The following is a 13,719-nucleotide window of genomic DNA, read 5'->3' as shown; positions in this document are numbered from 1 at the left end:
TGCTACCTCCGATCGGGTGCACCCGCGCGCACCATGGTCCTGATCTGCCGTGCCGCCACCAGCAGGGTGGCCAGGTCCAGGCTTCCAGACGCGAAGATCTCCTCGAGCGCCGCCCTCGCGCGCACGAGCCGGGACCCGTTCGACAGTTCCCAGTCCTCGATCATCTCCACGCTGGTCTCCTCCGGTTCGGCGCCGGCGAGCACGTCGAGGGTCAGCGCCCGCAACGATCCGTAGAGTTCGTCGCGCAGCGCGAGCCGCGCGAGCGAATGCCAGCGGTCGCCCCGATCGAGTTCGGACACCGCCGACAGGAGCCGGTCGACACCGAGATGGGCGTCCATCGCGTAGTACAGCTCGGCGACGACGTCCTCGTCGCATTCGACGATGTCGGCGATGTCGATGACATCGAGGAGCGGGAACTGGTCGAGCAGCCGGAACACCTCTTCGGTGAGGGCCCGCGGGGCGCCGCGGGAGAGCAGCGGTTCCATCCGATCGCCCAGGTCCTCGCGGTGGTGGCCGCGCATCCAGTCCCCCACCCGCGGGGCCAGCTGTGCGAACGTCGACCGGTAGCGGCTGATCTCGGCGCCGACGGCCAGCGGCTGCGGGCGGTTCGACAGCAGCCACCGCGACGCCCGGTCCAGGACCCGGTTGGTTTCGAGCAGCAGATCGTCGGCGAGGTCGGTGGGGATGTCGGCGCCACGGATGCGCGCCCACACCTGCGGCAACCCGAAGATCTCGGTGACCGCCGCGTACGCGCGGATCGCGTCCGTGCTCGACGCGCCGGCGTCCTCGCTCAGCCGGTACACGTAGCTGATGCCGCCGTTGTCGACGGTCTCGTTCGCGAGGATCGTCGCGACGATCTGCCGGCGCAGCGGATGTGCCTTGATGCCGGTCGCGAACCGCTGCCGCAACGGTTCGGGGAAGTAGCCGGGCAGTCGCCCGGCGAACGTGTCGCTGTCGGGCAGGTCGGTGTCGAGCAGGTCGTCGACGAGGGCGAGTTTGACATGGGCGAGCAGGGTGCACAGTTCCGGTGAGGACAGCCCTTCCCCGGCCTCGAGCCGCAGGTCGATCTCCTCGTTGTCCGGCAGCGCCTCGAGTGCCCGGTCGAGACCACGTTCGGCGACGAGGGCGTTGAGCTGGCGCTGGTGCACACCGAGCAGCGCGGGCGCCGAGGCGCGGGAGACACCGAGCACCCCGTTCTGGGCGATGTTGTCGGCGAGCACGAGCCGCGCGACGTCGTCGGTCATCGATTCGAGAAGCGGATTGCGTTCGGACTCGGGCAGTTTCCCGGCGGCGACCATCGAGTCGAGCAGGATCTTGATGTTGACCTCGTGGTCGGAGCAGTCCACTCCGGCGGAGTTGTCGATCGCGTCGGTGTTGATCTTGCCGCCGGCGCGCGCGTATTCGATGCGGCCGCGGGGCGTCACGCCGAGGTTGCCGCCTTCCCCCACCACCCGCGCGCGGATCTCGTCGCCGTCGATGCGGACCGCGTCGTTGCTCTTGTCGCCGACATCGGGATGCGTTTCCGTGCTTGCCTTGACGTAGGTGCCGATACCGCCGTTCCACAGCAGGTCGACGGGGGCACGCAGGATCGCACGGATCAGTTCGGGTGGAGGCAGTTCGGTGACCTCGTCGGGCAGCCCCAGCACCGCCCGCGCCTGGGGAGCCAACGGAATCGACTTGCGGGTGCGCTCCCACACACCGCCCCCGGCACCGATCAGCGCGGGCTCGTAGTCGGCCCAGGAGGATCGCGGCAGGTCGAACAGCCGCCGGCGTTCGAGGTAGGAGCGGGCGGCATCGGGGTCCGGGTCGAGGAAGACGTGCCGGTGATCGAACGCGGCGACGAGCCGGATGTGTTCGCTGAGCAGCATCCCGTTGCCGAACACGTCGCCGCTCATGTCACCGATGCCGACGACCGTGAAGTCCCGGGTCTGCGTGTCGACGCCGAATTCGGCGAAGTGCCGTTTGACGCTCTCCCACGCCCCGCGCGCGGTGATGCCCATCTCCTTGTGGTCGTACCCGGCCGAGCCGCCCGAGGCGAATGCGTCGTCGAGCCAGAAACCGTGTTCGCGCGCAACCGCGTTGGCGAGGTCGGAGAACGACGCGGTGCCCTTGTCCGCGGCGACGACGAGGTAGGTGTCGTCACCGTCCCGGCGCACCACCCGCGCGGGCGGGACGGCCGCCCTGGTGGCCCGGTCCAGGTTGTCGGTGACCTCGAGCATGCCGGCGACGAACCGGCGATAGCAGCGCTCCCCCTGCTCGCGGACGGCGACGCGGTCGACGGCGGCGTCTCCGGTCGGTGCGACGGGCTTCTTCACGACGAACCCGCCCTTCGCACCGACCGGCACGATGACCGCGTTCTTGACGGCCTGCGCTTTGGCGAGGCCGAGGATCTCGGTGCGGTAGTCCTCCCGGCGGTCGGACCAGCGCAGCCCGCCGCGCGCCACCGGGCCGAACCGCAGGTGTACGCCCTCGACTTCGGGCGCGTAGACGAACATCTCGAATTTCGGTCGCGGCCTGGGTAATTCGTCGATATCGGTGGGGTCGAGCTTGAAGGTCAGGACACGTCCTGCGGCGTCCCGGTCGTCGACCGGAACGAAGTAGTTGGTGCGCAGCGTGGCCCGGATCAGGGCGAACAGTCCGCGCAGGACACGGTCGGCGTCGAGCCCCGCGACGGCGTCGATCGCCCGGGTGAGCGCGGCGACGAGATCCCGTTCCCGCGCGGCCGCGACCGCCGGGCTCAGTTCGGGGTCGAACATCGTCTCGAACAGTTCGACGAACAGGCCGGTGGTCTCCGGCGCGGCGAGCAGCACTCCGGCGATGCGATATTCGCTGTAGGGGAAGCCCGCCTGCTTCAGGTATTTGGCGTAGGCGCGCAGCATCGCGGCCCGGCGCCACGTCAACCCGGCGCGCAGCACCAGCTCGTTGAACCGGTCGCTGTCGACCGACCCGTGCCACACCGCCGCGAACGCATCGGTGAAGCGCTGCGGCACCGACGATTCCGGATCCACGTCGACCGGCAGGTCGAGTCCGAAATCGTAGATCCAGCAGCTCATCCGGTCGGCACGGATGATCTGGTAAGGCCGTTCGTCGACGACGTCGACGCCGAGGCTCTGCAGCGCCGGCAGCACCCGGCTCAGGGTGATGCCCTCACTGCCGATGTAGAGCGCGAAACGCCACCGGCGCGGGGCGGCGCGGTCGGGACGGTACAGCAGCATGTCGATCGAGTCGGCACGCAGCGACTCGAGGCGCGCCACGTCGGCGAGCGCGTGCGCCGGGCCGAAGTCCTCCTTGTACCCGTCGGGCAGCACGTCCGCGTAGCGCTGCACCAGCGCCGGGTCGACGGTCGGGTCGCCCGCGGCGATCTCGGCGAGCCGGTCGTCCCAGCTGCGGCTGGCCTCGGCGAGCAAACCCTGGATGCGCAGCCGTTCGGCCTCGGAGGTGTCGACCCGGACCGGGGGTGCACCGTCCGCCGACCGGATGGTCACGTGCAGCAACGCGAGGTCACCCTCGGTGACGCGGGCGGTGTAATCGATTGTGCCCCCGCCGTATTCGTGCATGAGTATCTGCTGCATGGCGGTGCGGACGCGGGTGGTGTAGCGGTCGCGCGGCAGGTACACCAGGCACGAGACGTAGCGGCCGAACGGGTCGACGCGCACGAACAGCCGCACCTGGCGACGCATGCCCACGACCGAGGACACCGTGTCGTACAGGGTGTCGGAGTTCATCGAGAACAGCTCGATCCGCGGCATCGACTGGATGATCTCGAGCATCGCCTGCCCGGTGAACGAGGACATGGGCACCCCGGCCCGCGCGATGGCGCCGCGGACCCGGCGCGACAGCATGGGGATGTCGAGAACGTTCTCGTGCAGCGCGGTGACCGTGAGCACCCCGAGGAACCGGTGCTCACCGACGATGTGGCCCCCGTCGTCGAGGATCGCCACGTCCACGAAGTACGGGTACACCGACCGATGCACGGTCGCGGGGAGCGAGCCCTGGGTGAGCACCAGCACCGGACGGTCCGCCGGTTCCGCGACGGCCGGCAGATCGATCGGATCGTGCGTGGTCTCGTCGCGGAGCACCCCGAGGCCGCTGCCCGGCACCGGGTGGGCACGGCGGGCACCGTGCTCGTCCGGCGCACCCAGGTCGTACTGCCGATATCCGAGGAGGGTGTAGTTGCCCTGCGCCAGCCAGCGCAGCAGCGCCGCCGTCTCGGTCAGCTCCTCGGCGGTGCGGGCTCCCGGCGGGTCGGTGGCGAGGGCGTCGAGGTCCGCTCCGAGCGCGCGCCCCCTGGCCTGCATCGCCTCGGTGTCCAGCCCCACCCGGCGGACATCGGCGAGCACCACGGGCAGCTCCGTGTCCACGGCGTCGAGCGCCGAGTCGGTGGTCGTGGGATGCAACTGCACATGCATCCACGATTCGGCGGTCGCGTCGTCGCTCGCCGGGTCCGCGGTCAGTGCGACCAGCTCACCCGACGGTCCGCGCCGCGCCCCGAAGATCGGGTGGACCAGGTCGCCGACGGTGACCCCGAGCCGGTCCAGCAGTGCCGTCACCGACTCCACCAGCAACGGCATGTCGTCGGTGACGATCTGCACGGCCGGTCCGACGCCGTCTCGCCGTCCGGCCCGGTGGACGTGTGTGACGGCGGTGCCGGCGGGACGTTGCCGCCCCAGCGCGAGATGCGCCGCCGCCGCGCGGTCCTGATCGGCGATGCCGCCGTCACCGCGTCGATAGGCCCGTTCCAGCACTTCGAGATCCGACGAAACACCCTGCGATGCAGGCGACTCGGCCATGACCACCCTCCTCACGCGGATCCACCCGCACGAATGCGAACGCCGCGGACGGGCCCGAGGTCGAGCCTATCCGCGGCGTGGCGCGACAGCAGCCGAACCGATCTCCGGCCGGAAGCGAAACGGACTCAGCCGACCGGTACCGCCAGATACTCACCGAGCATCCGGCGTTCGTCGTCGGAGAGAGGACGCGCGGTGTCGGTCACCGGGTCGAACCCGACCAGCACCGCGTCGCCGACACCGCACACGTTGCCGTCCACGTCGGTGATGGTGTGCCGGAGCGTGTACGACGTGGTGCCGAGCCGGATCACCGTCAACGTGACGGTGATCGGACCCGACTCGTCCTTGACCGGCCGCAGGAACTCCACGTCGGTCCTGCGAACCACCACCGGGGCCGGCTCGAAGCCGCCGGAGCGCATGAACTTGACCCGCGCCTCCTGCATGTACTCGACGAACTTGGTGTTGTTCACGTGACCGAGCCGATCGGAATCGGCCCAGCGCACCTCGAGTTCACAGGAGAACGCCTTGCTGCCTCGATCAGTCACGGGTGAGCTTCCGGTGCGTGACCCGGTGTGGGCGGGCCGCTTCGGCACCGAGACGGTCGATCTTGTTCGCCTCGTACGCCTCGAAGTTGCCCTCGAACCAGAACCACTGGCCCTCCTCGACGTTGCCCTCCCACGCGAGGATGTGCGTGCAGGTGCGGTCCAGGAACCAGCGGTCGTGGGAGATCACGACGGCGCAGCCGGGGAACTGCTGCAGCGCGTTCTCCAGCGAGCTCAGGGTCTCGACGTCGAGGTCGTTGGTCGGCTCGTCGAGCAGGATCAGGTTGCCGCCCTCCTTGAGGGTCAGCGCCAGGTTGAGGCGGTTGCGCTCACCACCGGAGAGCACCTCCGACGGCTTCTGCTGATCCGGGCCCTTGAACCCGAAGGCCGACACGTACGCGCGCGACGGCATCTCGTTCTGGCCGACCTCGATGAAGTCGAGACCGTCCGAGACGACCTCCCACACGGTCTTCTTCGGGTCGATGTTCGCGCGGGTCTGGTCGACGTAGCTGAGCTTGACGGTGTCGCCGACCTTGACGGTGCCCGAATCGGGCTCCTCGAGTCCGACGATCGTCTTGAACAGGGTGGTCTTACCGACACCGTTGGGGCCGATCACGCCGACGATGCCGTTGCGCGGCAGGGTGAACGACAGGTCCTTGATGAGAACGCGGCCGTCGAAGCCCTTGTCGAGGTTCTTGACCTCGACGACGACGTTGCCCAGACGCGGCGGCGTCGGGATCTGGATCTCCTCGAAGTCGAGCTTGCGGTGCTTCTCGGCTTCGGCGGCCATCTCCTCGTAGCGGGCCAGACGCGCCTTGTTCTTGGTCTGCCGGGCCTTCGCGCCGGACCGGACCCACTCGAGCTCCTCCTTGAGGCGCTTCTGCAGCTTCTGGTCCTTCTTGCCCTGCACCTCGAGACGCTCGGCCTTCTTCTCCAGGTAGGTGGAGTAGTTGCCCTCGTATGGGTGCAGCTTGCCGCGGTCGACCTCACAGATCCATTGCGCGACGTGATCGAGGAAGTACCGGTCGTGGGTGACGGCCAGCACCGCGCCCGGGTAGGACGCGAGGAACTGCTCGAGCCACAGCACCGACTCGGCGTCCAGGTGGTTGGTGGGCTCGTCGAGCAGCAGCAGGTCGGGCTTGCTCAACAGCAGCTTGCACAGCGCGACACGGCGGCGCTCACCACCGGAGAGGTGGGTGACCGGCTCGTCCGGCGGCGGGCAGCGCAGCGCGTCCATCGCCTGCTCGAGCTGCGAGTCGATGTCCCACGCGTTGGCGTGGTCGAGCTCCTCCTGGAGCTTGCCCATCTCCTCCATCAGCTCGTCCGAGTAGTCGGTCGCCATGAGCTCGGCGATCTCGTTGAACCGGTCCAGTTTGACCTTGATCTCGCCGAGGCCCTCCTCGACGTTGCCGCGGACCGTCTTCTCCTCGTTGAGCGGAGGTTCCTGCAGCAGGATGCCGACGGTCGCTTCCGGGTCGAGGAACGCCTCGCCGTTGCTGGGCTGGTCCAGCCCGGCCATGATCTTGAGGATGGACGACTTGCCCGCGCCGTTCGGTCCGACCACACCGATCTTGGCACCCGGGTAGAAGCTCATGGTGACGTCATCGAGGATGACCTTGTCACCGTGCGCCTTGCGCACCTTCTTCATCGTGTAGATAAACTCCGCCATGCGCTCCAGCGTATCGGTCCGAGCGTGGGAACCCACATCCTGGATTTTCTTCCCGTCCCCGCCGCCCGCACGGCCCGGTGCCGCTACCCGGCGAACAGCTGCGCGACGAACGGCGTCGTGTCCGGCAGCGACGCGAACATCGTGTCGTCGTGATCCCCCGGATATGTCCGATAACGCAGGTCGGCGCCCCCTGCGGTGAGGTCGGCGGCCAGCTTCACCGACAAGGGCGCCGGCACCATCGTGTCGCGCAGGCCCTGGCCGATGAACAGCGGCCGGTCGTAGCCGCGGGTCGGGACCCCGATGTAGTCCGCGAACGCCGACCGGAACCGCTCGTCCCAGAGCGGCCGGGAGAGCAGTTGTCCCACGCTCACATCGGCGTACCGCTCGTCGAAGGCGTCGTAACACAACGTTTCGGCGGCATCGATCACCTCGACCCCCAGCGGCGACAGGTAGCTGTTCACGTCGATGTCGGGACGCGCCGCCCGCAGACCCGCGAACAGGTAGCCGCTGTAGACGGTCAGGCCCTCCAGGCCGAGGTCGGGAAATCCGGGGAAACCGAGCGGGAACAGCAACTCGAGGTTCGACGGCGCACCCGTCGCGACCATGCCCCGGAAGTCCAGGTCGGGGGCGCGGGCGGTGGCCAGGTGTGCGGTGTGCAGCGCCGCGTGCCCACCCTGGGACTGCCCGATCACCATCCACCGGTCCGACAGCCCGGGTTCGACGGCGCGTGCCGCCCGGACGATGTCGACGACGCTGTTCGCGGCGCTCGGACCGTCCAGGTAGGTGTGGACGCCCTCGGTGCCGAGGCCCGGATAGTCCGCGGCGACCACCGCGTATCCCTGGGCGAGCCAGTGGTCGAGATAGGCGGTGTCGCGGGGGCCGCGCGGTCGCGTCGACGGTGCGCAGTCGTCACCGATGCCGTAGGTTCCGTGTGCCCACGCGACCACCGGACGACCCCCGGCGGGTGCCGGCCCGGGCGGGAGGAACAGCACTCCGGTGCCGACGGCGGGGGCACCCGAGCGCCACTGCGTGCGGTACTCGATCCGCTCGGCGACCGCAGCCCCCGGCAGCGACAGACCTTCGGCGAGGGGCTGCACCTCGATCACCGATCCGGGGACCGGACCGGCTCCCGCCGGCGGGGGCATCGCGCCGGCGGCGGGTGCCGTCGGACCGCACAGCGCCACCGCACCCAGCAGTGCGACGAGCCCGACCCGAACCCGACCCATTGCCCACCCCCGTGTTCCGCGAACCGCCGTCTTCAGCGTGGCAGACGCGGACCGGTTCGGCGGGTGGTTCTCAGCGGCCTTCGCGGTCGCGGCGCGCGAGCTCGGCGAACATCGCGTTGTGGGCGGCGAGGTCGGCGTCGTGGTCCCGTTCGGCGGCCCGGTCGACGCGCCGCGCGGTGCGGCTGTCGCTGCGCGACCACTGCACGAGCAGCGCCAGCATCACCAGAACCAGGGGGATCTCGCCCGCGGACCAGGCGATGCTGCCGCCGACCTTCTGGTCGGAGAACAGGTCGTCGTTCCACGGCAACGCCAGGCCGCGGTAGTACGACTCGGCCATCACCGTGCTCATGCTCATGAGCGTGACACCGAAGAACGCGTGGAACGGCAGCGAACCGAAGACCATCGCCAGCTTCGTCACCGGCTGCACCTCCCGCGGGGACGGGTCGACGCCGATGACCACCCAGTAGAACAGGTAGCCGCTCAGCAGGAAGTGCAGGTTCATCAGCACGTGCGCGGCATGGCTGTCCGCCGACGACGCGAAGATGCCGCCCAGGTACAGCGCGTAGAAGCCGCCCACGAACATCACCGACGCCACCAGCGGGTGGGTGAAGAACCGCGACGGCGGGCTGTGCAGGAGTTCGAGGATCCACTCGCGCGGGCCGGGTGCCCCGTCGCGGCCGGCCGGTTTGAACGCCCGCAGCGCCAGGGTCATCCCGCCACCGAGCGCGAGCAGTACCGGAGCGAGCATCGACATCGCCATGTGCGCGCCCATGTGCACGCTGAACATCGCCGGCGAGTACATGCCGACACCCGACGACGTCGCGACCAGCAGCACGAAGCATCCGCTGAACCACGCGATCGCCCGGCCCACCGGCCACGAGTCGCCACGCTTGTGCAGGGTCCACATGCCGAGCGCGTACGCGGCGGCGAGCACGAGCGCCGCGGTGCCGAAGATCAGGTCGAAGCGCCACGGCCCGAAGAACAGGTTCGTGAAGGTCGGCGCGGCGTCGAGGTTGTAGCCGAGTTCCACCTCGAGGACGCTCGGCGAAGACGCCGGCGGGGGCGGCGGGGTGCGTCCCAGACCGACGGCCAGGCCGACCGTCGCAGCCAGGAGGACCGCCTCCACGGCCGCGAACCGGACGAGTGCGCCGCGGCTGGTGGGGTCGGCTTCGAGGGCGGGCAGCGCGCGGCGGCGCTGCGCCCAGCCGAGGATGCCGAGCAGGATCAGGGCGACTGCCTTCGCGAGGACGAGCCGTCCGTAGGTGGTGGTCGCGAGGTCGTCGAACGGAACCCGTACCGCGGAGTTGACGATGCCGCTCAGCGCCATCACCACGAACGCGATTCCGGCGACGAACGAGAATCGGCGGGCCGCGAGATCGGTGTGGTCGCCGCCGCGGCGCGCGTGCACGAACAACGCGAACAGACCACCCGCCCACACCGACGCCGCCACCAGGTGCAGTACGAGGCTGTTGGTGGCCATGTCGTGGGAGCCGCCCGAGGACGAGTGCCCGGTCAGGGCGATCGGCATGAGTGTGACCAGCGACAACAACAGCAGGTAGGGCACCCACGACCAGCGCACCGCGAACCGGATCAGCATCGCGAGCACGAGGGCCAGGAGCAGAGTCCACGCCCACGCCGACGCGACCTCGACCTGGCCGACGGCGTTCCACAGGTTGGCCGGTTTGATCGCCTCGCCGAACGGCTGCCCGGAGGTGTCCGACAGGGTCAGCGGAACCAGCAGCGCCGAGCACGCCGCCCACACGGTCGCCGCCGCCCCGGCCGTGCGGACGGTGCGGTAGCCGTCGACGTCGAGGACGCCGCTGCGCTGCGGGGGTACGAGGAACGCCGCGAAGAACAGCGAACCGATGGTCACGACGGCCGCGATCTCCGCGATGCCCCGCACCGCAGGCAGCCCGTAGGTGGTGAGCGGGCCGGGGTCGGGAATGCCGAGCAGCACGAGTGCCTGGGACGCGGACAAGCCGACCACGACCGCCGCGACGATCGCCGCGACGATGCCGAACAGGATGTACAGGGCGGACGTGCCCGACCGCGCAGGGGACGCGGGTCTGGATTCGGGCTGCGCGAGCTCGGGTGCTGCCATGCCTACCAGGGTAGGACCTGTCCGAACCCGGCTACGACACGGCGTCGGAGTACGCCCGCGGGCAGGGCGTCGGAGTACGCCCGCGGGCAGGGCGTCGGAGTACGCCCGCGGGCACGGCGTCGGAGTACGCCCGCGGAACACCGGCGGCTCGGTGCGCCCTCTCCACGGTCTGCCGGCCGATCATCCCGGGGACGCCGGTGCCGCGACCCCGTTCCGTAGGGAGGCCTCGTAGCCGGTCGTCAGCCAGAAGACGGTGCGGTCGAGCGTGGGCAGGATGTCGGTGATCTCGATGTGCCCCTCCCGGCATCGTCCGACCAATCCGTAGACGACGCTGGACAGGATCGACTCCAGCTCGGCGACGAAGCCGGGGTCGACGTCGGACAGGACTGCCATGCCGACCGGCACGACGACGTCGAAGCCCCGCACGGCGAGACTCTCGCCGCCGGGCGCGGTCCGCACCCGGAAGTAGGCCAGGAGCATCGTCGGGTGCTGTACCCAGGGCTCGAAGATCGCGCGTATCACCCGCATCATCGCCGGATGCAGCGGCTCGTTCGGATCGCGGCTCTGCTTGACGAGGCCGGAGTGGTTCGCCGCCATCCAGCGTTCGATCGCGGCGAGGATCAGCTCGTCCCGGGTGGGGTACCGCTTGTAGATGGTCGAGAGCGATGTGCGGGCTCGTCGCGCGACTTCACGCAGTTGGACCGCGTCGTAGCCCCCGGCGTCGAGAAGTTCGACGACCGTGTCGAGAAGTCGATCCGGGGTCCGGTCGACCCCGCCCTCCACCTCAGCGTTCTCCATTTTGTGAATTTCCTTGCCGTGTAGGGGTAACCCGGTTATCGTATCGCCAGTAACACGGTTACTCCGCTCCGACGCGACGGGGGACGCACAGAGAACGTCCGCGCCGCCGGTACCAGCCCGCACTCACCCTGTGGAGCATTCATGCCATCGATACACCTGAACGTCGATCACGACCTCTGCGAGGCACATGCCCTGTGCGTCGAGATCGCGCCCGAGGTCTTCGACCTCGGCGACGACGACCTCGCCCACTGCGACGAATCACCACCGGAAGCGTTGTGGCCCAAGGTGAAATCCGCCGCAAGCGCCTGCCCGCGCCAGGCGATCAGCATCGCCGAGGCATAGCGACCGCACCGAGCCGATCCGAAAGGCCGACAATTCCGATGACCGATCTCGCATCAGTCGACTACTTCTCCGACGGAGAGGTGGCGCAGAGCCCGTTCGAGTATTTCGATCACCTCCGGGACCGGAACCCGGTCTACCGCGAACCGCACTACGGCGTGGTGGTCGTCACCGGCTACCAGGAGGTGGTCGAGGGGTTCAAGAACACCGAAGCCCTCTCCGCGGTCAACTCGATCGGCGGCCCGTTCCCCCCGCTGCCGTTCGTGCCCGAAGGTGACGACATCACCGACCAGATCGAGGCGCACCGCCACGAGTTCCCCATCTTCGAGCACATCGTCACGATGGACCCTCCCGACCACACGAAGGCCCGCGCGCTGCTGGGCCGACTCCTCACCCCCAAGCGGCTGAAGGAGAACGAGGAGTACCTGTGGACGCTCGCCAACCAGCAGTTCGACGAGTTCATCGGCAACGGTCGCTGCGAGTTCCTCGCTGAATACGCCAAACCCTTTGCCACGTTGGCCATCGCAGATCTGCTCGGCGTCCCGGAGGAGGACCGGGACGAATTCCGCCGGGCACTCGGCGCGGACGTGCGACCCGGCGCGCGGGTCGGGGCACTCGACCACGAGCCGGTGGGGATCAACCCGCTGGAATACCTCGACGATCGCTTCAGCGGCTATCTCGCCGAGCGGCGGCGCGAGCCCCGCGGCGACATCCTCAGCGGCCTCGCCACGGCCACGTACCCGGACGGATCGACACCCGAGCTCCTCGAGGTCGTCCGGCCCGCGACCTTCCTGTTCGCCGCCGGTCAGGAAACCGTGACGAAGCTGCTCAGCTCGGCACTGCGGGTGCTCGGCGACCGGCCGGAATACCAGCAGCTCCTGCGCGAGGACCGCAGTCTCGTCCGGCCGTTCATCGAGGAGTCGCTCCGTTTCGACAGCCCGACGAAGGTCGACTTCCGCCTCGCCCGCAAGACCACCACGATCGGTGATCTCGACATCCCGGCGGGGACCGTCGTCATGCTGGGTCTTGCTGCCGCGAACCGTGATCCGCGCAAGTTCGAGAATCCGAACGAGTTCCGGCTCGACCGGAAGAACTCCCACGACCACATCGCGTTCGGGCGGGGCCTGCACACGTGCGCGGGCGCACCCCTGGCCCGCATCGAAGGCCACATCACCCTGAACCGCCTGCTCGATCGGATGAGCGATATCCGGATCTGCGAGACCGAGCACGGACCGACCACGGATCGCCGGTACTCCTACGAACCGACGTTCCTGCTGCGGGGACTGACCGAACTCCACATCGAGTTCACCCCCACCCCCTGACGACGATCCCGGACACCGCATCGGGCAGTCACCCGGTGCGCAACACGAAAGGCAGTTCATGGCAGGCAGAGTTGAAGGCAAGGTCGCGTTCGTCACCGGCGCGGCCCGCGGCCAGGGTCGCAGTCATGCGGTGCGGCTGGCGCAGGAAGGCGCCGACATCATCGCGATCGACATCTGCGGACCGATCCGGGAAGGCGCACTGATCGCCCCGTCCACTCCGGACGACATGGCCGAAACCGTCGAACTGATCAAGGGTCTCGACCGGCGCATCGTGACGGCACGGGTCGACGTGCGCGACTTCGACGCGGTGAAGGCCGCGGTGGACGACGGTGTGGAACAGCTGGGCCGGCTCGACATCGTCGTGGCGAACGCCGGAATCGGAACCGGCGGCTTCACTCTCGACCAGACCGACGAAGTGGACTGGCAGGAGATGCTCGACATCAACCTCTCCGGGGTGTGGAAGTCGGTCAAAGCCGCCGTACCGCACATGATTGCGGCAGGAAACGGCGGGTCGATCGTCCTCACCAGCTCGGTGGGCGGCCTGAAGGCCTACCCGAGCATGGGACCGTACATCGCCGCCAAGCACGGCGTCGTCGGGTTGATGCGCACCTTCGCCGTGGAGCTGGGACAGCACTCCATCCGCGTCAACACCGTTCACCCCACGAACGTGAACACTCCGATGTTCATGAACGAGGAGACGATGAAGATGTTCCGCCCCGATCTCGAGAACCCGGGACCGGAGGACCTGAAGGTCGTCGCACAGCTCATGCACGTCCTGCCGATCGGCTGGGTGGAGCCCGACGACATCAGCAATGCGGTGCTGTTCCTGGCCTCCGACGAATCCCGCTACGTCACAGGGCTGCCCCTCACCGTCGACGCCGGAAGCAACCTCAAATAGGCGTGTTGCCTTCGGGCGGTCGAGGGGCCGCCCGAAG

General features: G+C 68.9%; 9 protein-coding genes. 3 read left to right on the top strand and 6 right to left on the bottom strand.

Translation table 11 applies throughout. The features are described 5' to 3' along the window. Window positions 1-2: 2 nt before the first annotated feature. The 6 genes from A8G15_RS04875 to A8G15_RS04850 all read right to left on the bottom strand — a co-directional run bounded on the left by A8G15_RS04875 (window position 3) and on the right by A8G15_RS04850 (window position 11,123). Entirely contained in the window at window positions 3-4,790 is a 4,788-nt protein-coding gene (locus A8G15_RS04875) for an NAD-glutamate dehydrogenase (protein ID WP_068155934.1), read from the bottom strand. Window positions 4,791-4,915: 125 nt separating this feature from the next. Further along, window positions 4,916-5,332 (bottom strand): acyl-CoA thioesterase, encoded by a 417-nt coding sequence (locus A8G15_RS04870; RefSeq protein ID WP_068155930.1) that lies wholly within the window; start codon window positions 5,330-5,332, stop codon window positions 4,916-4,918. Beyond that, the gene (ettA, locus tag A8G15_RS04865; RefSeq protein WP_068155927.1) at window positions 5,325-6,998 is read right to left on the bottom strand and encodes an energy-dependent translational throttle protein EttA; all 1,674 of its coding nucleotides are present in this window, start codon (window positions 6,996-6,998) and stop codon (window positions 5,325-5,327) included. The genes A8G15_RS04870 and ettA overlap by 8 nt, the downstream gene beginning before the upstream one ends. Window positions 6,999-7,081: 83 nt before the next feature. Beyond that, window positions 7,082-8,224: an alpha/beta hydrolase family protein gene (locus tag A8G15_RS04860; protein WP_068155924.1), complete on the bottom strand. Its 1,143-nt coding sequence runs from the start codon at window positions 8,222-8,224 to the stop codon at window positions 7,082-7,084. 70 nt (window positions 8,225-8,294) lie between these two features. Beyond that, on the bottom strand, window positions 8,295-10,325 hold the full coding sequence (locus A8G15_RS04855) for a bifunctional copper resistance protein CopD/cytochrome c oxidase assembly protein (RefSeq protein WP_068155920.1): 2,031 nt from the start codon (window positions 10,323-10,325) through the stop codon (window positions 8,295-8,297). Window positions 10,326-10,505: 180 nt separating this feature from the next. Then, on the bottom strand, window positions 10,506-11,123 hold the full coding sequence (locus A8G15_RS04850) for a TetR/AcrR family transcriptional regulator (RefSeq protein WP_068155917.1): 618 nt from the start codon (window positions 11,121-11,123) through the stop codon (window positions 10,506-10,508). A 141-nt stretch (window positions 11,124-11,264) separates the two neighbouring features. Here A8G15_RS04850 and A8G15_RS04845 point away from each other — a divergent pair, with 141 nt between their 5' ends. Genes A8G15_RS04845 through A8G15_RS04835 form a run of 3 tightly spaced genes read left to right on the top strand, consistent with a single transcriptional unit; the run spans window position 11,265 to window position 13,682 of the window. Next, complete coding sequence (locus A8G15_RS04845) at window positions 11,265-11,465, top strand: ferredoxin (protein WP_211270115.1); 201 nt, start codon at window positions 11,265-11,267, stop codon at window positions 11,463-11,465. 38 nt (window positions 11,466-11,503) lie between these two features. After that, on the top strand, window positions 11,504-12,784 hold the full coding sequence (locus A8G15_RS04840) for a cytochrome P450 (RefSeq protein ID WP_068155914.1): 1,281 nt from the start codon (window positions 11,504-11,506) through the stop codon (window positions 12,782-12,784). 58 nt (window positions 12,785-12,842) lie between these two features. Beyond that, complete coding sequence (locus A8G15_RS04835; protein ID WP_068155911.1) at window positions 12,843-13,682, top strand: mycofactocin-coupled SDR family oxidoreductase; 840 nt, start codon at window positions 12,843-12,845, stop codon at window positions 13,680-13,682. Window positions 13,683-13,719: the final 37 nt, after the last annotated feature.

The sequence above is a fragment of the Rhodococcus phenolicus genome, from assembly GCF_001646785.1.
Lineage (GTDB): Bacteria > Actinomycetota > Actinomycetes > Mycobacteriales > Mycobacteriaceae > Rhodococcus > Rhodococcus phenolicus.
This window is presented reverse-complemented; position numbering and strand designations above follow the sequence as displayed.